The sequence below is a fragment of the Ensifer sp. genome, assembly GCF_035999135.1.
Lineage (GTDB): Bacteria > Pseudomonadota > Alphaproteobacteria > Rhizobiales > Rhizobiaceae > Ensifer.
In genome coordinates this window covers 107,358-125,547 of record NZ_DASYGZ010000241.1, presented here as the reverse complement: position 1 = coordinate 125,547, position 18,190 = coordinate 107,358, and the positions used below count along the sequence as shown (strand labels likewise).

Sequence of the window (18,190 nt, the reverse complement as noted above, 5' to 3'; positions counted from 1 at the left end):
AAGCCTCCCTCAGGCGATCGCGTAGCGTCGGTCGATGAGATCGACGATCCGCGCGACGACATAGACGATGAGCATGTAGAGCACGGCGGCGACGCCGAAGATCTCGAACGGCTTGTAGGTCGAGCCGATATAGCGCTGGGCCGTGTAGGTGAGTTCGACCACCGAGATCGTCGAGACCAGCGCCGAGCCCTTGACGAGCGCAACGGCATTGACGCCGAGCGGCCGGATCATCAGACGCGCCGCCTGCGGCAGCACCACTTTGCGCATCGTCTGGAACCGGCCAAAACCGATCGAGCGGGCGGCCTCCGTCTGGCCACGGTCGACGGACAGGACCGCCCCGCGGATGGACTCGGCCATGTAGGCGCCGATGTTCAGCCCGAGACCGATGACGCCGGCGGCAAAGGGCTCAAGATTGATGCCGATCTGCGGGCCGCCGAAATAGATCACGAACAGCTGGATCAGGCAGGGAGTACCGCGAAACAGGCTGACATAGGCGGTGCCGAAGGCCCGCAGAACGAATGAGCGCGACATTTTTGCCGCTGCTATCAGGAACGCGACGACAAGGCCGAGCGCAAGCGCAAGTACTGAAATCTCGATCGTGATCCACGCCGCTTCCACGAAAAACGGGAAGACGCGCTGCACCAGCGAAACGTCCATGGGGGAACTCCGGAAGGCGAATTCATGACCTCCGGCCGCAGCGCACGCGGCGGCCGGAGAGACGGGAAGCGTCGTGATCAGCGGATGTCACTGCCGACCCACTGCATGGCGATTTTCTCGTAGGAGCCGTCCGCCAGCATGTCCTCGAGCGCCTTCTGCATGGCTGCCTTCAGTTCCGGGTTGTTCTTGCGGATGGCGATGCCGATCGCGACACTGCCACCTTCGATATCGGGGGTTTCGAGACGACGGACTTTTTCGCCGGTTTCCTTGACAGCAACCATGACCGGGATGTTGTCGACGACGATTGCATCGACCCGGCCGCTCTTCAGTTCCATCAGCAGTTCGGGCAGGCCCTTGTAGGTGCGCACGTCCCAGCCGCCCTGTTCGCGCGCCCATTTTTCGTGGGTTTCGCCGAGCGTAACGCCGAGCGTCTTGCCCTTGAGTTCATCGAGCTTCTGGACGGCCGACTCCTCGCTGACGAAGACGGCACGGCCGGCATGGTAATAGGGACCGACGAAATCGACGACCTTCTCGCGCTCGGGCGTGATCGTCATCGAGCCGACGATCGTGTCGTATTTGTTGGCAAGCAGGCCGGCGATGATGCCGTCCCATGCGGTTGTCACCAGCGTGCCCTTGACGCCGACGCGCTCGGCGATGGCCTGGCCGATCGAAGCGTCGAAGCCGACGACCTGGTTCTCTTCATTGACGAAGTTGAACGGCGGGTATTGGCCGGACATGGCAATCTTCAGCTCGCCGGCCTCTTTGACATTTTCAAGGTCGTCGGCCCGGGCGGATACGGGGGCAAAGGTCGCAGCAATGGTCAGCGTCGCGGCCATGAGGCCCGAGAATAGAATCTTCATGAAATGTTCCTTGTTCCTCTGGATAGGGGCGCCTTCTCGTGCGCTTGGGTCTGGCAAAGGACGCCTTCCGAATTTCATGATTGCTTCCGCTTCAGCATTGCGCAAATAGATAATGGGAATAGAAGGCATAGATTTCGCGAATGTCTCAATCACGCTTGGAACGGCTCGTTTGGGAGCTTGACTGGAACCTTCTGCGCACCTTCGTGGTGATCGCGGAAGTGAAAAGCATCACGCGCGCGGCCGAGCGGCTGAACCTCAAGCAACCGACCGTCAGCAATGCGCTCCGGCGCCTTGAAGACCGCGTCGGTCGCCGTCTGGTCGAGCGCGATGCGACGCGGTTTGACCTCACCGAAGTGGGACAACTGCTTTACGAGCAGAGCGTCGAGGTCTTCGGCACGATCTCGCAACTGCCACAGCTCGTGCGTGGCGTCAGCGATGACGTCACCGGTCATGTGACCATTGCAGTCGCGAGCCATGTCGTATCGCCGATCTTCGATCGGGCTCTGATGGAGTTTCACCGCGACTACCCGCGCGCAACGCTGACGATCAACGTCGGGCCGAGCGGCGAGGTCACCCGACAGGTCCGTGAAAAGCGCGCGTCCTTCGGGCTTTGCCTTGTCAGCGTGAGGGATCCGGCGCTCGATTATCTGATGGTTTTTCGTGAGTTCTTCGGCTTCTTTTGCGGTCCGCACCACCGGCTGTTTGGGCGCAAAGGGTTGAAACTTGCCGACCTCAAGGGCGAGACCTCGGTATCCTTCCATACAGACCATATCGCCGACGCGCTTCGGCCGGTGGCGCTGCTTCGCAGCGAAGCCAAGCTGAATGCCAACGTCGTCGGCGTGTCGTCGAGCCTCGAGGAGGTGCGGCGCATGACGCTCGCCGGTCTCGGCGTCGGCTCGCTGCCATTGCATGTCGCCCGTCGCGACGTGGCGGACGGGCTCCTCTTTCGCCTGCCGCCTTACGACGATCCGCCGGCCATCGACATCTTCATGCTGACGAATTCGGAAAAGGCGCTGAACCGCGCCGAGAAGGCCCTGATCGCCGGCTTGCAGGCGCTGATCGCCGAAACGCCTGCCGAAGAGCGCGTCTACGCCGACTGATCGCCCGACCTTGGCGCACCGTCCGAGAGCAGCGCCTCGGCCCGCGTCCGCGCCTCCGGTTCCAGTGCGATGGCGGCCCGGGCCTGAAGGTCGAAGCGCACCGTCGTCGTCCGGTTGACCGCGTGCACAACCCCGTCGAGTGTTCCGGACATGACCTGTTCGAAAGTCACCGACGAGCGCCCGAGCTTGATCACACGTGAGCGGATGGTGATCAGTGCGCCGGCGCTGGTCTCGTGCTTGTACTCGACCTCCGAACGCACATCGGCCCAACCACGAGCGCTCTCGGACTGGCCTTCCGGACCAACGATGTGCCCGAGAAGCTGGAAACTCGCATCGTCGAACATCGCTGCATAATGGCGCACATTCATGTGCCCCATCGTGTCGCACATCCACGGGTGCGCGACGCCGACATAGGTGGTCAAAGCTTGGACGGACATGGATCGCCTCGATGATCGTTACCGGCTGGAAGACATAACCGATACCCGCGCGATCTGTCCACGCCGGTCAGGGGGCGCCCCTCGTTGCAGATATCGCGGTCGCGATGACGGAAAAAAGCCGAAGAAAACCGGCAAGATAGGCCCCGTTCTCTGATCGATGGCTAGTCGCGGGCGTTTGGCCCCCCTAGATTGGCGCGGTCAATTACAGGAGGAATGCACGTGAAAGTCTATCTCGCTGGTCCGGAAGTCTTTCTGCCCAATGCGGTCGAGATTCAACGAGAGAAGGCGGCACTTGCGCGTGCAGCCGGCTTCACGCCGCTCGTGCCCGGCGACCTCGAGATCCCGCCCGCCGCAACCAAGCACGAGCGCGGCCTGGCGATCTACGCCGTCGACGAAGGGATGATGATGGCGTGCGACATGATCATCGCCAATCTGACACCCTTTCGCGGCATCAGCGCCGACGTCGGCACAGTGTTTGAACTCGGCTTCATGTGCGGGCGTGGAAAACATGCCTACGCCTACACCAACACCTCGCGCAGCTATTACGAGCGCATCTTGAACGACCATTACATGGGAGAGGCCGCACTTCGTGCCGATGGCCGTATGGCAGGACCCGATGGGATCAGCATCGAGGACTTCGACATGGCCGACAATCTCATGCTCGACGGCGGCGTTTTGCGACGGGATGGCACACTCGTTCAACGGGAAGTGCCGGAAGCGGCGCGGTTGACCGACCTGGAAGCCTTCAAGGAGTGCCTCGCGATCGCAGCCAGGCAGCACCTGGGCTAAAGAACGCGGCCGCGTGGCCGCGCGAAAGCCGCATCGGCCCCGTCGTCGCGATCATCTCAATCCGTTGGGCAAGGCCAGCCGGTCGGTGCCTTCAGCCCCGCCGGCAACTTGGTCGAACTGTCTCCGCACATCATGTCGACCTGTTCCTGTTCAAGGCCGGTGGCCTCGGACAGATTGACGCCTTCGATCCGCGTCAAAAACATGAAGGCCCCCTGGAAGTCGATCGAGCCGGTGAAGGTGGTGTTGGTGAGATCGGCGCGCGAGAGGTTCGCGTGCGAGAACTTCGTACCCGTGAGTTCCGCCTTGTCAAAATCGGCCCGTCCGAGTTCGGCCTTCTCGAAACTCGTCCCCGTCAGCTTCGCCCCGCTGAAATTGGCGCGCTGCAGTTCGGAATTGACGAAGGACGCCTTCTCAGCGGCAATTCCGGCAAAGTTGCAACGGTAGGCTTCGATCTTCGCAAAATTCGCGCCGTTCGCCGTCGCCCCGGCGACGGATGAGCGTACCAGCGTGGCTTTCTCAAGATTGGCGTTCGTCAGGTTCGCACCGCGCAGATCCGTGAGGGTAAAGTCGGTGTTGACGAGGTTGGCTCCCTGAAGATCGCTGCCGCCGAGCATGAGCGCTTTCTTGTTGCAATCCGTCCAGTCGGCGCCAGCGACGGCGGAATCCTTGCAGTTGCCTGCCGCGTGGCTGACAGCGGGCGCGACGAGGAAAAGCAGGCAGAATGAGGCGATGGGCGCAAGCAGGCGCCTCGCTCCCCCGGGCTTTGACGCTGCGGCATTCGGCAGCAGCGATAGGCGACTTGCGCCGTGGCCTTGGTGGAGGTCGATCTGATGGATGTTCATGGCGCCGCTCCAGGACCCGGAGGTCGAATCAATTGCAATTTCTTGGCCTGCGCGCTCGGTCCGCGTACTTTTCTTCGGACGAAGCACTGGGGGTAAACGTATGACGTTGCTGCCCTTTATGCAAATAACAGAAATGAAAGACAGAACGATTTACCGCGCCGCCGTGAGCAGCCAATCGCGCAGCGACGCCTTCGGCCCTTGCTGGCCAATGGGCGATGGCGACAGCAGATTGTAGCGCGTACCGTCGTCGACGAAGCCAAGAGGTGCCGCCAGCAGGCCATTGTCGAGATCGTCCCGGACGAGTTGCCATGGGCCGATCGCAACCCCGATGCCTGCGACTGCCGCCTGCAGGCTGATGTAGAAATGCTCGAAACTCTGCGACCGCCCCGGTGGCACGGGGAGACCGGTGTTCTTCGCCCATGCGGTCCAGGCATCCGGACGCGTGCGTGTGTGCAAGAGAACAGCATCCGCACGCAGTGATGCCGCCCTAGCGGCAACAGCCTGATCGAAGAACGATGCGACCTTGTCGGCTCGGCAGACGGGCCCGATCCGCTCGTGAAACAACGGCACGGCCTCGATTCCCTCCGGCGGATGGAAATCGTCGCGCCTGATGGCGAGATCAATCCCTTGCCCCAATGTCACCGGCCCACCGCCCGCAACCAGATGCACGGCCAGATCCGGATGAGACGCCTGAAACTCCGGCAGCCGTGGAATGAGCCAGCGCATGAGAAGTGTCGGCTCGCAGGAAATCACCAACGAGGGCGACCGTGCTTCCGCGCGGATATCGCGCACGGCGGCCTCGACGAGACCGAACCCCTGCCGAACCGCCTGGGCGAGTCGCCGCCCCGTTTCAGTCAGGAAAACGCGCCGGTTGCGACGGTCGAACAGTTGTACACCCAGATCGTCCTCGATGAGCCGCACCGCCCGGCTGACGGCGCCGTGCGTCAGGTTCAGCACATCTGCGGCGCGGCTGAAGCTCTCCAGCCGTGCCGCCGTTTCGAAACAGCGAAGGGCGGCCAACGGCGGAATTCGAGCCGATGGGATGTGTGAGTGTGGCTCACTAAAATCGTCAGAAATCATCGTTTTTAGCGCCCTGAAATACACTCTACGATCGAGTTTATCAGTCGAAGGAACAGGAATTGCAATGACCGAACTGTTAGCCGTACTCACCATATCCATGTTCGCCATCATCAGCCCGGGTCCCGATTTTGCGATGGTCACGCGCAACAGCCTCCTGCAGTCGCGGCGCGCGGGCCTGCTGACGGCGCTCGGGATCGGTGCAGGCGTCTGCGTTCATATCGCCTACACCTTGTTCGGGATCGGCCTGGTTATCCGGCAATCGCTTCTGCTCTTCAGCGTTCTGAAGCTTGCCGGCGCTGCCTATCTCATCTGGCTCGGTGTGCGGATGCTGCGCGCGAAGCCGTCAGGGAAAGACGCACCACCGGTCGAGCCCGCGCTTTCCGATCTCGGCGCGCTGCGCACAGGCTTTCTCACCAACGCGCTCAATCCGAAAACGACGGTCTTCGTCGTCAGCCTGTTCATACAGGTCGTCGGACCGGCAACGCCGCTGCCGGTGCATGTCGCATATGGTGCCTTTATCGTCGCTGGACATGTGCTCTGGTTCGCCACGGTGGCGACGTTCTTCTCGTCGAACGCGATCCAGGCACGCCTTCTCGGCGTCAGACATTGGATCGACCGCGTGTTCGGCGCGCTGCTTGTCGGCCTCGGCGCCATGCTGGCAACGGCGAGCGTTACACGCTGAGGCGACGCTTCGTCGCGGAGCAGCGCGGCTCAGCGCCCCTTGCCCAATCGCCGAAAACCATGCAATATACATACAATTGAAACCGGGATATGGCAATGACAGGCGAACGAGTGGAGATTTCATGGCGGCCCGTAATCCGCAAGTCGGATGGGCCGCTTTATCTTGCGATCGCCGACGCCATTGCGCGGGACATCGGCGAGGGCCGCCTCCCCGATGGCGCGCGCCTGCCGCCGCAGCGCGCGCTGGCCGAGGCGCTCGGGATCGACTTCACCACGGTCAGTCGTGCCTACAACGAAGCCAGGCATCGCGGCCTCGTCGAAGGGCGGGTCGGTCAGGGCACCTATGTGAAGCCCCGAAGGGCGACGATCGCGCGTCCGACCGCCAGCAGCGTCGTCGACATGAGCATGAACCTGCCACCGCTGTTCGACGACCTGGGGCTCGCCGCACGGCTTTGGGACGACATCGCTGGACTGCAGGCCGATCAGGGCCTTGGACTGCTGATGCGGTATCAGGCACCCGGCGGGGCCGCGCACAATCGCGCCGCTGGCGCAGCGTGGCTCAAGCAGCGGCTGGGCGATATTCCGTCGGAACGCATACTGGTAAGCGCCGGCGCGCAAGGGGCGCTGCTTGCGACCATCAGCACCCTGGCGAAGGCCGGCGACACGGTTTGCTGCGAGGCGATCACCTATCCCGGACTGCGCGCGCTTGCAGCGCATCTGGGCATCGAACTTCGCGGCGTCGCCATCGACGACAGCGGCCTCATTCCCGAAGCATTCCAGGCGGAATGCGCCAAAAGGGCGCCAAAGGCGCTCTACTGCAATCCCACCCTTCACAACCCGACGACGGCGACGCTGTCGCTCGAGCGCCGACGCGCCATCGTGGCGATCGCCCGTCACTACGGTGTTCCGATCATCGAAGACGACGCTTATGGTGCCCTTCCCGTTTCGCCTCCGCCACCCCTGGCGTCGCTGGCGCCCGAACTCGTGTACTACGTGGGCGGGCTGGCCAAATGCCTTTCGCCGGCCTTGCGGATCGCCTATCTCGTGGTGCCGGACAGTCGCAGTTCGATCCGCCTCGAGGGCGCCATTCGCGCAACCGTCGGCATGGCCTCGCCGCTCGCAGCCATGATCGCCACGCGCTGGATCGAGGATGGGACGGCAGATGCAGCGCTTGCAGCGATCCGCGCAGAGACGGCTGCGCGGCAGCAGATCGCCGCCGAACTTCTTCCAACCGCTACGCTCAGGACGGACCCCAGCGCATTTCACGCCTGGCTGCGACTGCCGCAGCCCTGGACGCGCGGAGAATTGAACGCACGACTCCAGGCGGCCGGGGTGAGCGTCGTCGTCAGCGACGCCTTTGCGCTGGACATGCCTCCAGAGGCGGTGCGGCTCGGGCTCGGCGCCGCCACCTCCCGCACGGAACTAAAAAACAGTCTTTCGATCATCGCCGATCTGATCACGAACGCTCCAGCCTCCGCCAGCCTCGTCATTTGAAGCAAGCACCGGGCGGAATTGTCGCAGCATTGTATGCATACAATTAATTGACAATGTATGTTTTCCGGCGCTTTATTTCCGTGAGCCTGGGCGGCGCCACGGAACGGCTGACCGCTAGACAGGCAACATCGGCGCTCAACGTCTCGCGCCGGCCCGAACGCCTGAAAGGAACATACGATGACTTCGGAAAACGATTGGCCTCCGATCCCGCCGATGCAGACCGGGCTGCGTGGTCGCTGCCCGCGCTGCGGTCAGGGTCATCTTTTCAATGGCTTCCTGAAGATGCGCAAGGAATGCGAGGTCTGCGGACTGGATTACTCTTTCGCCGATCCGGCGGATGGGCCGGCCTTCTTCGTGATCTGTTTTGCCTGCGTGCCGAGCGTCTTCCTCGGCGTCTGGCTGGAGGTGCAGTACAGCGCACCCCTTTGGGTCCACCTGCTGGTCACTGGCCCCTTCATGCTGCTGACCTGCATACCGCCGCTTCGTCCGCTAAAGGGGTGGCTGGTCTCTAGCCAGTACTTCTACAAAGCCGAAGAAGGAAAGGTCGTCAGGCGCGCTCCCGATCCGCCGGTTACGGCAACGCAGTAACGCTTCAAAGCTGCATAGGCGCCCGGTCTCGACGCGCGACAGGCCCCCAAAAACCCCTGGAAAATAATTGCGCCGCCAACTGTTGATAGTTGACGGCGCTTTCACCGGAAGCCTCTCTTCTCAAAGGCCGGCTGTACGTAAAACAACATCAAGGCAACGTCAATGTGAAAACTGTGAAGTTTTTATGAGCGTTTTTCGTCATACAATGGCATACTTTATAATATTAATTGCGAACGTTACTTTGATTATTAAGTCGATCTTATTTTAGTAATATATGATTGTTGCAGTTCGGCAACAATTTATAGCAATTGCCGCTGGGAATGTTCTCAAATGACATTGTTGCATAACTGTCGTGTTTTTTGTGCTAGCTGTGTCGCCGCTGTCCGCCGCGATTCATCGTGGCTGGTTCATTTCGTAGCAGCGCGAGCGAGGTAGCCGATAAATCTCTGGGGGGACGTCCAGGGTCGGGCCTTGTTGACCTTGAAAACAAAAGAGAGATCGACCGCATGAATATCAAAAGCCTTCTTCTCGGCTCCGCTGCTGCACTCGCAGCAGTTTCCGGCGCCCAGGCAGCTGACGCCATCGTCGCAGCCGAGCCGGAGCCCATGGAATACGTTCGCGTTTGCGACGCTTTCGGCACTGGCTACTTCTACATCCCGGGCACCGAAACCTGCCTCAAGATCGGCGGCTTCATCCGTTTCCAGACCTCGTTCGGCCGTGACGCTTCGACCAGCCGTTACAACCAGGCAAAGTACGACTTCGACGGCAACAAGGTGCTTGATCAGTCGACGTCTGACTGGGATGCCTTCTCGCGCGCTTACATCTCGTTCGACGCCAAGAGCGACACCGAGTACGGCACGCTCACCGGCTTCTTCGCTGCTGAATTCAACGCCGACAACGACACCGACGATGGCGACAGCTTCATCGACGTCGACGAAGCCTACATCCAGCTCGGCGGCCTCAAGGCCGGCTTCTTCTACAGCTGGTGGGATAAGGGCCTGAACGGCGAAACCGACTCGATCGGCAACGTCACTGAATTCAACTCGATCGCCTACCTCTATGACGGCGGTTCGTTCCAGGCCGGTATCGCGGTTGACGAACTCGAAGGCTGGTCGACGAAGTCGAACGGCGTCGGCGTTCAGGGTATCGTTTCGGCGACCCTCGGCGGCGTATCCTTCGACCTGCTCGGCGGCTACGACACCGAAGTTGAAGAAGGCGCAATCCGCGCCCTGCTCTCGGCTGACCTCGGTCCGGGCGTATTCCAGGTCGCTGGTATCTGGGCTTCCGATCCGAACACCTACTGGAAGGCATCGGAATGGACCGTTGCAGCTTCGTACGCCTTCAAGGCAACCGACAAGCTGAAGATCACCCCCGGCGTTCAGTACTGGGATAGCCTGCGCACCGGCAACGACTTCAACAACGACCTGTCCAAGTGGCGCGCGGGCGTAACGCTCGACTACGCGATCACCGAAGGTCTCGCGACCCGCGTGTCGGTTCAGTACGAAGACACCGACGTCGTTGGCGGCGGTTCGGACGATCAGGTTCTCGGCTTCGTCCGCCTGCAGCGCAACTTCTAATCTGAAGAAATTCGGATGAAGGAAGCCCGCAACGTCGCAAGACGTTGCGGGCTTTTCTTATTCCAGCCAAGTAAAGCGCGTCTCTATTTGCGCTCGAACTCTGATCGTCGACTGACCCGCTTGAAAAGGCGATAAGCTTGTCCGCCTGCCGGGATGCAGGGCGCTGTGACGTGCGGCTAAGCGGCTTCATGTCTGCGATGTAGCAACTCTCGAGCCGCGTCGAGCAAACAACGAACGCGTTGCTGTCGACCCGGCAACGCAAAGCCCGCGACGTCTCAAGAGATCGCGGGCTTTGCTGTGACGTCCAGTGTGCAAGGCAAGCCGCCTTGCGGATCAATTTGCGGGGGTCGGCTCGCCGAGGGAGAGCATCAGGCGGTTTGCCCAGTTGAAGAAGGCGGCACCATGGATGACGTCGGCGATTTCCAGTTCGTCGAGGCCAGCGGCCGCGAGACCGGTGATATGCTCTTCCCCAAAGACCGGCGGAGTCCTGGTCAGCGCGACGGACGCGGCGACGATGGCATTCCAACGCTCGCCGAGATCGGTTTCCACACCTTCGTCGAGCAATTTTTGCACGTCTTCACCACGTTTCGAATGATGCGATGCAAAGCGCGCGTGCACGGATGCGCAGAAGATGCAGCCGTTGAACCGAGATGCAGCTGTCGCAGCCAGTTCGCGTTCTGCCCGCGGCAGACCCGAACGCGTGTTGTAGAAGATGTCCTTGTCGGTCTTCGTCCGCGCCTCAAGCACGTCGGGATCGCGCACGAGCAATCGGAAGTAGGGCGACTTTGCGCGCGCAGCTTCGACGAGCCCGCTGATGTGACGGTCGGTCAACTCGTCTTCGGCGAGCGGCTGCAACCACGGCGTCCAGCCGATCTCAGCCTGGGTAAAGATGACAGGCGGGTTGGCAACTTCGGGAAAAATGGCCTGGTCGGTCATTTGCAGATCCTCTCGGGTATCAGGCGGCGGCGCGCTTCGATGCGGACGACAGGAGCGAAAGGCCCGCAATCACCCGGATCTGGAACGCGACGAAGGAAACGAGCTGTGACAACGTGACGACGCCGTTCACCGTCCAGCCGGCGTCCAGCAAGGCTTGCAGCGCCCTTGGATTGGCGTCTCGCGGGTGAAGGACGAGCAAATGCGCGTGTTCCAGGGCGGCAGCAAGCTTGCGGCCAAGTGCCTCGCGGCTTGCCGCGGTGACCTGATAGGTCGGGCCTGCCTCGTCTTCAGCGCTCAAAGGGCCACCCGGGTAATTGCCATAGGGACCGGTTGCCAGCCCTGCCCCGATCTCCGCCTTCAGCAGCTCGACCAGCCAACGGCCGGCGACACTCTCCTCGAGCCCATTGGTGTAGAAGTCGTAGATGTCGGGTTGCCGATGCAGGCCGGCGACAAAGCTCGCCACGGCATGGCGCTCGTTCGACGTCACATCGCCGAAATCCTCCGGCTGAAACAGCGCGAGATAGCTCTTCTGCGCCTGTTCGCGGGTTTCCGGCCGCTGGGCGCGGATGCGATCGAGCGCCGAGCCAGGCGAAATGCCGCTGAGCAGGTCGATGACGTCGGGTGACGCGAGGGTCATGTTTCGTCTCCTTTGGTAGATGGCAATGGGCACAGATGAGGCAGGATCCGGTTCAACCGACAGCGCCGAAGCGGCGTGACCGATGGTTTTCGAGCGGCGACCAACCGAGCGCCGGCGCCACTCTGGTCGCGATCAGTTCAATCGAGCGCAAAATGAGCGGATGCGGCGGATCGACGGAGTGGACCTGGAACACCAGGTCCGTGACGCGCTCCAGCGTCTCATCGGCCCTGAGGCTTTCGATGACATCCTCGGCCGTGCCGACATGCACGTCGAAGGCGGCAATCAGGTCCGCGAGCGAGTTGCCCCTGACACTGTGGCCGGCGGCAATCAGGCGCTCGGCGCCGCGCACAAGCCCGACTTCGGCGAGCCGCAATGCTTCAGCGCGGCTATCGGCGACAAACAGGCTTCGGGAACCGAGAATGCGGGGCGCCCGGCCGGGAGCGAGCGCGTGCAGATACGCGTCAATGATCGGGTTCTGCAGGTCGGCCAGGGTGGCGTCGGGCGCATCGTTGGGACGCGGCTGCGTGCGCGACAGCATCAGGCCATCGCCGGCGCGGCCGGCCCGTTCACCGCCCGCAACAGAAAAGGTTGCCTGCCAGATGCGATTGAGCAATTGCGGTGCCGAAGGGTAGAGGCGGTCACCGCCGGCAAGGCAGCGCCCGACCCATGCGTCGAGCACCGTCTGCAGATGTCGGCCGAAGATCGCACCGCGCTCCGCGCTTTCGAGACCGAAGGCGGTAAAGGAAGACGGCGTTCCACCGGTCCCGAATCCGACTTCCAGGCGGCCGCCCGAGAGCAGGTCGAAAACGGCCGCGTCCTCCGCCACCCGAATCGGGTTTTCCAAAGGCAGCGTGATCACACCGGTGCCGAGGCGGATGCGCGTCGTTTCGGCCGCGACATGGGCGAGGAACACCAGGGGAGCGGGTAGCCCGCCCTCGTCGGCATGGAAATGGTGTTGCGCAACCCAGGCCGTGTCGAAGCCGAAGCGCTCCGCCGTCACGATCTGTTCCTTGGCATAGTGATAGCGCGTGCCGGCCGGAACGTCGTCGAGCAGGCGGGTAAAGAAGCCAAGGCGCTTGCGAGGGATCGTTTCAGTCATGGTCATTCCTGTGAAAGATGTCGATGCGTCACGCCGCAGCCCGGCGTGCGCGTCCCGGGATGGCGTTGATGAGGTCTCGGGTGTACTCGCTCTGGGGTGCGTCGAAGACCTCTGCGACCCTCCCGCCTTCGACAAGCCGGCCGTCCTTCAATACCGAGATGCTGTCGGCGATCTGGCGAACCACGGCGAGATCGTGGGATACGAACAGGTAGGTAAGGCCGAGGTCGCTCTGCAATTCGGCGAGCAGGTCGAGGATGCGGGCCTGCACCGTGACATCCAGCGCCGAGACCGCTTCATCGAGCACCACCACTTGCGGATCGACAACGAGCGCCCGCGCAATCGCGACACGCTGGCGCTGTCCGCCGGACAGCGCATGTGGCCGTCGCGCGAGCGCATCTTCAGGCAGCCCGACCCGGGCAAGGATCGCCCTCGCCTTTTCCTCGCGGTCGGAACGCGCCAGCCGCGAGAAATTCGACAGCGGCTCCGTCACGATTTGCAGGACGCTCTGGCGCGGATCGAGCGAGCCATAGGGGTTCTGGTAGACCAGCTGGATCTTTCGGCGGAATTGTCGCAGATCCTCTCCGCTCAGGCGCGAAATCTCGCTGCCGTCGACTTCGATGCGACCTGTCGTCGGCCTGTCGAAGCCGACAATGCTGCGAATGGTTGTCGTCTTGCCGGACCCGGACTCGCCGACGATTGCGTGGGTCGTGCCACGGCGAACGCTGAAACTCAGATCATTCACCGCACAAAACCTACCCCCGGCGCCCGCACGGGCGAATTCGCGCACGAGGTTTTCGACCACCACGATCTTGTCCGAAGCCTCCGTAGCGCCCGGCAGCTTCACGCGTGGTGGCCTTGCCGATGGATCAGCGAATGACGGAGCGTCGGAAATCAGTTGGCGCGTGTAGGGACTGCGCGGGCTTGCGAGGACGACGCTGGCGGCCCCTTGCTCCTGCACCCTGCCACGTTGCAGGACGACGATCCGATCCGCCCGGTCAGCAGCAACGCCGAGGTCATGCGTCACCAGGAGGACCGAGGTGCCATACTCGGTCCGCAACTCGTCGATCAGATCGAGGATGCGCTTCTGCACAGTGACGTCGAGCGCGCTCGTCGGTTCGTCGGCGATGATCAGTTGCGGCTTGAGCGCGATGGCGACCGCGATCAGGACGCGCTGGCGCATTCCGCCGGAAAGCTCGTGCGGAAATTGCCGGGCCCGCAACTCGGGCTCGCTCAAGCCGACACGGCCAAGCAGCGAAACGACACGCGCGTCGATCTCGTCCGGGCGCAAAGCGCGATGGATGCGGAAGATCTCGCCAAGCTGCGCACCGATGGTCTTGACCGGGTTGAGCGAACTTCCCGGATCCTGCGGCACGAGACTGATCTTGGCGCCACGCACCGTATCGAGGCGACGGTCCGACCAGCCGGCGATATCCGTGCCGTTGAGCCTGATGTTGCCGCTTTCGATCCTGCCGTTCGCCGCCAGCAGGCCGATGATGGATTGCGCGGTCGTCGTCTTGCCGGAACCGGATTCGCCGACCAATGCGACGACCTCACCCGGACCGATCCGGAAAGAGACATCGTGCACGGCGCGCCGCTCGACCTGACCGTCGCGGTAGGCAATGCACAATCCCTCGACCTCGAGGACCGGAGGCAGTTTCTCGGGGACCACTGTCATGCTGATGCCTTTCCGAAGGATTGGCTGACGCGGTTGGCGGCAAGGACGACGAGCACAACAACCACACCCGGCGCCGTCGTCAGCCACCAGGCCGTCGAAATGTAGTTGCGGCCTTCGGCAATCAGCAGTCCCCACTCCGGCGTCGGCGGCGGTGCGCCGTAGCCGAGAAATCCGAGGGTCGAGATCTGCAGCACAGCCGAGCCGAACTGCAGGGACGCGAAGGCGAGAACCGATGTGAGCGAGTTCGGCAGGACATGGCGCCAGAGGACGGAGGCGAAGGTCCCGCCGCTGCCGAAAGCGGCCTCGACGTAGTCGCTGCGGCGGACACGGACGACTTCTGCACGTGCCAGCCGGGCAAAGCCCGCGACAGACGTAACGCCAACGGCTATCGCGGCATTAACCGTGCCGAAGCCGAGCAGGATGATGATGCTGAGCGAAAGCAGAAGCGGCGGGATCGACAGGAGAACGTCGACGATGCGCATGATCGCGTCGTCGAACCGGGGGCGAACCGAGCCGGCAATCACGCCAAGGCCGGTACCGACCACGAGCCCGAGGCCGACGGCGACAAAGGCGCCTGTCAGCGACTGGGCGGCACCATAGACGATGCGGGCATAGAGGTCCCGTCCAAGTGCGTCCGTGCCCAGCAAATGCGCAGCGCTCGGCTGTTTCAATTGATGCCCGCCGACCCCTTCGAGCGGATTGTGGCCGGTAAACAGAGACGGTGCGATGGCGAAGAGCAGAGCCGCGGCGAGTACCAGCCAGGCCAAGACTAACCCTTTAGGCAAGTGGCGCAGCCGGGAAATTGCGGCTGACCGCCGGTTGCCCTCCCGCCTAGCCTCGGCACCGATGTCACTGTGAAACGTATCGAACGCAGTCATGCGGCAGCTCCAGCTTTTGTCCTGAGGCGTGGGTCGAGCACCGGGTAAAGGAGGTCCACGGCAAGATTGATGATTACGAAGGCGAGCGCCGAGAACACGACGATGGCTTGAAGCACAGCGGCGTCCTGGCTTCCGACGGCACGCTCGGTGAGGCCGCCGATGCCGTTCAATCCGAAGACCGTCTCGGTCACCACCGCCCCTGCGATCAGTTCACCGAGGAGAACGCCGGCGATGGTCAGCGTCGGCAGGAGTGCGTTTTTTGCGACATGCCGGGAGAGAACCCAGAAGCGGCTTGCGCCTTTTGCCCGGGCGACGGCAACGAAGGGACGCGTCATCGCGTCGTCGATGTTGCGGACAAGCACCTGGGCGAGCGGGGCGGAGATCGGCACGGCGAGCGTCAGCACAGGCAGGATCAGTTCCTGCCAGGGGCCCGGATTGATGACCGGAACCAGCTTGAGCCTGAAGGAGAAGATCTGGATCAGCATGATGCCGAGCCAGAAGGTCGGGATCGAGATGAACAGGGACGGGAGCGACTGCAGCGCGCCGCGCAGCCAACTGAACCGCGTGAGGCTGGAGAGGAAGGCGACCAGCAGCGCGAGGACCGTGGCAAGGAGAAATCCGAGCGTGGCGAGCTTCAAGGTCGCCGGCAGGTGCGCGGCGAGCAGGCTGCCGACAGGCACGCCAGCCTGGACCGAATATCCATAGTTGCCGCTGAGGAAATTGCCGAGCGTGCGCGCATACTGCATGGGCACGGAACTGTCGACGGCGTAGGAGGCGCGAATTTCGGCCACTTGCGCCGCCGTCAGGCCAAGATCCGGGTTCTGGAACTTGATGAGGATCGCATCTCCAGGCATTGCCTGCAGCAGCACGAAGGAAATCGTGAAGGCGGCCCATAACACGAACAGGGCCTGCGCGACGCGACTGAGCAAGTAGCCCGACATGATCGGTTCCTTTGCACGCAATTTCATGGGGAAATGGACGGCCACCTTGCGTGGCCGTCCCATCGATCAACGTTCGGAAAGCCAGGTGCTATAGAAGCTCGGACGTCCGACGGCCTCGAATGCGACGCCTTGGACATAGGGGGCGCCGGCATAGGCCTGCGGTTCCTCGAAGATCGGGATCGCGTAGGCCTGGTCCACCACGTAATCCTGGACTTCGCCGGCAATCGCCAACCGCTTCTGCCGGTCCGGCTCTGATGCGAGCGCCTCGAGCAGGCCATTGAGCTTGCTGTCGGCAAAGTTTTGAACCTTGTCGCTCAGCCCGCCCTTCTGGCGCAGCACGTCGCGGTTTTTCGGATAGTACTGGCTCTTGATCACGTCCGGATCGGCTCGACCGACCATGGCGGGCGAAACGGGGGTCTTCAACGGGTCCAGATCGTCCACCGTTCTGCTGCCGCTGTCTCCGGCAAGAACACTCAGCTTGACGCCAACTTTGCCCCATTGCTGGGCAACCAGTTGCAGCGTCTCCTTGTTCTGCGGTTGCGGCGGCGATTCATAGGCCGTCAGCACGAGTTCCTTGCCATCCTTCTGGCGCAGGCCGTTGGCGCCGACAGACCAGCCCGCTTCGTCAAGCAGGGCCTTGGCCTTGTCCGGATCGAAGCTGAGCTTCGCCGAGATATCCTTGTAGCCGAGTGCCGACGAAGCAATGATCGAGGTCGCCTGAGGATAGTTGGCCGAAAACAGCGTGCTAACGATTTCCTTGCTGTCGGTTGCATGTAACAGCGCCTGGCGGACCTTGACATCAGCGACCAGCGGATTGTCGGGGCGGAAGACGACGCTGTTGTTCACGCCGCGGGTGGAGGGCGCATAGATCCGGTAATCCTGCGCCTCGACCTGGCTTTCGTCGTAGGCTTGGACCTGGCGGATGAAATCCGCCTGGCCAGCAAGCAATGCACCGATGCGAACGCTGTCTTCCCCGGTGATGATGTACTTGATGCCGTCGAGATAGGCGCGGCCCTGATGCTCAAGCTTTGCCGGGCCCCAAGTGTACTCTTCGCGCGCCTTGAGGTTCAGTTCCTTGCCGATCGCCTCGCTCTCGACCACGAAGGGGCCGGAGCCGATAATCTTCGTCGCGTCGCCAAGTTCTTCGAACGGCAGCGCAAGCGTGCTGGCAGCGACAAGTCCGGAGCCGATGACCGACGTCCCCTGCAGGAAACCCGGTGAAGGCTTCTTGAAGTAGAACTTGACGGTCAGCGCATCGACGATCTCGCTGCGGTCGTAGTTGTTGATGACCTCGGAGACCGGATGTTTCAATGCCTTGTTGCCAAGGCCGAAGACGTCGTAATTCCTGGCGACCGCGGCTGCATCGAGCGGCGAACCGTCAGAGAACGTCACCCCAGGACGGATCTTGAATGTGTATTCGGTCGCATCCGCGTTCACGCTCCAGGATTCCGCGATCCACGGTTCGATCTCCAGCGTTTTCGGATTCTGATAGGTCAGCTTGTCGGTGATCTGGTTGAGGATGCCGCCGTTCGGATAGAAGCCCCCAGCCGGCGGATAGAGGTTCGTATGGGCCTGTTGTTCCAGATAGATCAGCGTGCCGCCCTTGACCGGCTCATCCGTCTGCGCGTGCGCACCAGTGAGAACAAGCGCGGAGGTCGCGAGCGACGCCACAGTAAGCGCCAGCCGTTTCAGTTTCGTCGTCATGGGAGCCTTCCTTCGAAATTCAGGAGGCTATGGTACGACCACTGGCAGCTTTATCAATTAAATCTAGTAAATTAATATGCTATTTGTCGACCCTGAAGGGAAAGAAGCATCTAGCACTCCGTCGCAATGGAGATAATTGTCCCCAACTCGCTTTTTCCCACCAATTTTGAAGGGTCGATATTCATCACGTGTGTGGAAAGATACGCGCTGATAAC

Annotated in this window: 18 protein-coding genes; 6 read left to right on the top strand and 12 right to left on the bottom strand. The window is 62.2% G+C overall.

What is annotated here, in order from left to right; genetic code table 11:
- Positions 1–9 precede the first annotated feature (9 nt).
- A complete protein-coding gene (locus VGO12_RS31800) occupies positions 10–657 on the bottom strand; it encodes an amino acid ABC transporter permease (RefSeq protein WP_327516722.1) in 648 nt (215 codons plus the stop codon).
- A gap of 77 nt (positions 658–734) precedes the next feature.
- Entirely contained in the window at positions 735–1,517 is a 783-nt protein-coding gene (locus VGO12_RS31795; protein ID WP_327516721.1) for an ABC transporter substrate-binding protein, read from the bottom strand.
- A gap of 140 nt (positions 1,518–1,657) precedes the next feature.
- Here VGO12_RS31795 and VGO12_RS31790 point away from each other — a divergent pair, with 140 nt between their 5' ends.
- Complete coding sequence (locus tag VGO12_RS31790; RefSeq protein ID WP_327516720.1) at positions 1,658–2,617, top strand: LysR family transcriptional regulator; 960 nt, start codon at positions 1,658–1,660, stop codon at positions 2,615–2,617.
- On the opposite strand, the gene VGO12_RS31785 is transcribed toward VGO12_RS31790, so the two are convergent.
- The gene (locus VGO12_RS31785) at positions 2,605–3,054 is read right to left on the bottom strand and encodes a thioesterase family protein (protein ID WP_327516719.1); all 450 of its coding nucleotides are present in this window, start codon (positions 3,052–3,054) and stop codon (positions 2,605–2,607) included. The genes VGO12_RS31790 and VGO12_RS31785 overlap by 13 nt on opposite strands.
- A 213-nt stretch (positions 3,055–3,267) precedes the next feature.
- On the opposite strand from VGO12_RS31785, the gene VGO12_RS31780 reads away from it, so the two are divergent.
- Positions 3,268–3,843, top strand: coding sequence for a nucleoside 2-deoxyribosyltransferase (locus VGO12_RS31780; RefSeq protein ID WP_327516718.1), 576 nt, complete (start codon positions 3,268–3,270; stop codon positions 3,841–3,843).
- 56 nt (positions 3,844–3,899) lie between these two features.
- Here the strand turns inward: VGO12_RS31780 and VGO12_RS31775 are convergent, their stop codons facing one another.
- Positions 3,900–4,685: a pentapeptide repeat-containing protein gene (locus tag VGO12_RS31775; protein ID WP_327516717.1), complete on the bottom strand. Its 786-nt coding sequence runs from the start codon at positions 4,683–4,685 to the stop codon at positions 3,900–3,902.
- 150 nt (positions 4,686–4,835) lie between these two features.
- Positions 4,836–5,876: a LysR substrate-binding domain-containing protein gene (locus tag VGO12_RS31770; protein WP_327516716.1), complete on the bottom strand. Its 1,041-nt coding sequence runs from the start codon at positions 5,874–5,876 to the stop codon at positions 4,836–4,838.
- On the opposite strand from VGO12_RS31770, the gene VGO12_RS31765 reads away from it, so the two are divergent.
- From VGO12_RS31765 to VGO12_RS31750, 4 genes are all read left to right on the top strand, one after another.
- Positions 5,830–6,447, top strand: coding sequence for a LysE family translocator (locus tag VGO12_RS31765; protein WP_327516715.1), 618 nt, complete (start codon positions 5,830–5,832; stop codon positions 6,445–6,447). The genes VGO12_RS31770 and VGO12_RS31765 overlap by 47 nt on opposite strands.
- Positions 6,448–6,542: 95 nt before the next feature.
- A complete protein-coding gene (locus tag VGO12_RS31760) occupies positions 6,543–7,940 on the top strand; it encodes a PLP-dependent aminotransferase family protein (RefSeq protein WP_327516714.1) in 1,398 nt (465 codons plus the stop codon).
- Between the two features lie 177 nt (positions 7,941–8,117).
- Complete coding sequence (locus VGO12_RS31755; RefSeq protein ID WP_327516713.1) at positions 8,118–8,528, top strand: DUF983 domain-containing protein; 411 nt, start codon at positions 8,118–8,120, stop codon at positions 8,526–8,528.
- A gap of 506 nt (positions 8,529–9,034) precedes the next feature.
- A complete protein-coding gene (locus VGO12_RS31750; RefSeq protein ID WP_327516712.1) occupies positions 9,035–10,105 on the top strand; it encodes a porin in 1,071 nt (356 codons plus the stop codon).
- A 333-nt stretch (positions 10,106–10,438) separates the two neighbouring features.
- Here the strand turns inward: VGO12_RS31750 and VGO12_RS31745 are convergent, their stop codons facing one another.
- The 7 genes from VGO12_RS31745 to VGO12_RS31715 all read right to left on the bottom strand — a co-directional run bounded on the left by VGO12_RS31745 (position 10,439) and on the right by VGO12_RS31715 (position 17,975).
- Positions 10,439–11,041: an alkylhydroperoxidase domain protein gene (locus VGO12_RS31745; protein WP_327516711.1), complete on the bottom strand. Its 603-nt coding sequence runs from the start codon at positions 11,039–11,041 to the stop codon at positions 10,439–10,441.
- 19 nt (positions 11,042–11,060) lie between these two features.
- On the bottom strand, positions 11,061–11,678 hold the full coding sequence (locus VGO12_RS31740) for a CMD domain protein (RefSeq protein ID WP_327516710.1): 618 nt from the start codon (positions 11,676–11,678) through the stop codon (positions 11,061–11,063).
- Positions 11,679–11,730: 52 nt separating this feature from the next.
- On the bottom strand, positions 11,731–12,777 hold the full coding sequence (locus tag VGO12_RS31735; protein WP_327516709.1) for a putative FMN-dependent luciferase-like monooxygenase: 1,047 nt from the start codon (positions 12,775–12,777) through the stop codon (positions 11,731–11,733).
- A 28-nt stretch (positions 12,778–12,805) separates the two neighbouring features.
- Entirely contained in the window at positions 12,806–14,452 is a 1,647-nt protein-coding gene (locus tag VGO12_RS31730; protein ID WP_327516708.1) for an ABC transporter ATP-binding protein, read from the bottom strand.
- Entirely contained in the window at positions 14,449–15,330 is an 882-nt protein-coding gene (locus VGO12_RS31725; protein ID WP_327516707.1) for an ABC transporter permease, read from the bottom strand. Before VGO12_RS31725 ends, VGO12_RS31730 begins: the two co-directional genes overlap by 4 nt.
- Positions 15,327–16,271: an ABC transporter permease gene (locus VGO12_RS31720; RefSeq protein WP_327516706.1), complete on the bottom strand. Its 945-nt coding sequence runs from the start codon at positions 16,269–16,271 to the stop codon at positions 15,327–15,329. Before VGO12_RS31720 ends, VGO12_RS31725 begins: the two co-directional genes overlap by 4 nt.
- 66 nt (positions 16,272–16,337) lie before the next feature.
- Positions 16,338–17,975: a TIGR04028 family ABC transporter substrate-binding protein gene (locus VGO12_RS31715; RefSeq protein WP_327516705.1), complete on the bottom strand. Its 1,638-nt coding sequence runs from the start codon at positions 17,973–17,975 to the stop codon at positions 16,338–16,340.
- Positions 17,976–18,190 lie beyond the last annotated feature (215 nt).

What these genes read in the sequence shown, in the direction of transcription:
- VGO12_RS31775 (WP_327516717.1), bottom strand. Translation starts at nt 4,685, where the DNA reads ATGAACATCCATCAGATCGACCTCCACCAAGGCCACGGCGCAAGTCGC.
- VGO12_RS31760 (WP_327516714.1), top strand. Translation starts at nt 6,543, where the DNA reads ATGACAGGCGAACGAGTGGAGATTTCATGGCGGCCCGTAATCCGCAAG.
- VGO12_RS31720 (WP_327516706.1), bottom strand. Translation starts at nt 16,271, where the DNA reads ATGTCGGGCTACTTGCTCAGTCGCGTCGCGCAGGCCCTGTTCGTGTTA.
- VGO12_RS31800 (WP_327516722.1), bottom strand. Translation starts at nt 657, where the DNA reads ATGGACGTTTCGCTGGTGCAGCGCGTCTTCCCGTTTTTCGTGGAAGCG.
- VGO12_RS31790 (WP_327516720.1), top strand. Translation starts at nt 1,658, where the DNA reads ATGTCTCAATCACGCTTGGAACGGCTCGTTTGGGAGCTTGACTGGAAC.
- VGO12_RS31765 (WP_327516715.1), top strand. Translation starts at nt 5,830, where the DNA reads ATGACCGAACTGTTAGCCGTACTCACCATATCCATGTTCGCCATCATC.
- VGO12_RS31730 (WP_327516708.1), bottom strand. Translation starts at nt 14,452, where the DNA reads ATGACAGTGGTCCCCGAGAAACTGCCTCCGGTCCTCGAGGTCGAGGGA.
- VGO12_RS31715 (WP_327516705.1), bottom strand. Translation starts at nt 17,975, where the DNA reads ATGACGACGAAACTGAAACGGCTGGCGCTTACTGTGGCGTCGCTCGCG.
- VGO12_RS31725 (WP_327516707.1), bottom strand. Translation starts at nt 15,330, where the DNA reads ATGACTGCGTTCGATACGTTTCACAGTGACATCGGTGCCGAGGCTAGG.
- VGO12_RS31750 (WP_327516712.1), top strand. Translation starts at nt 9,035, where the DNA reads ATGAATATCAAAAGCCTTCTTCTCGGCTCCGCTGCTGCACTCGCAGCA.
- VGO12_RS31785 (WP_327516719.1), bottom strand. Translation starts at nt 3,054, where the DNA reads ATGTCCGTCCAAGCTTTGACCACCTATGTCGGCGTCGCGCACCCGTGG.
- VGO12_RS31735 (WP_327516709.1), bottom strand. Translation starts at nt 12,777, where the DNA reads ATGACTGAAACGATCCCTCGCAAGCGCCTTGGCTTCTTTACCCGCCTG.
- VGO12_RS31755 (WP_327516713.1), top strand. Translation starts at nt 8,118, where the DNA reads ATGACTTCGGAAAACGATTGGCCTCCGATCCCGCCGATGCAGACCGGG.
- VGO12_RS31770 (WP_327516716.1), bottom strand. Translation starts at nt 5,876, where the DNA reads ATGATGGCGAACATGGATATGGTGAGTACGGCTAACAGTTCGGTCATT.
- VGO12_RS31795 (WP_327516721.1), bottom strand. Translation starts at nt 1,517, where the DNA reads ATGAAGATTCTATTCTCGGGCCTCATGGCCGCGACGCTGACCATTGCT.
- VGO12_RS31740 (WP_327516710.1), bottom strand. Translation starts at nt 11,678, where the DNA reads ATGACCCTCGCGTCACCCGACGTCATCGACCTGCTCAGCGGCATTTCG.
- VGO12_RS31745 (WP_327516711.1), bottom strand. Translation starts at nt 11,041, where the DNA reads ATGACCGACCAGGCCATTTTTCCCGAAGTTGCCAACCCGCCTGTCATC.
- VGO12_RS31780 (WP_327516718.1), top strand. Translation starts at nt 3,268, where the DNA reads ATGCACGTGAAAGTCTATCTCGCTGGTCCGGAAGTCTTTCTGCCCAAT.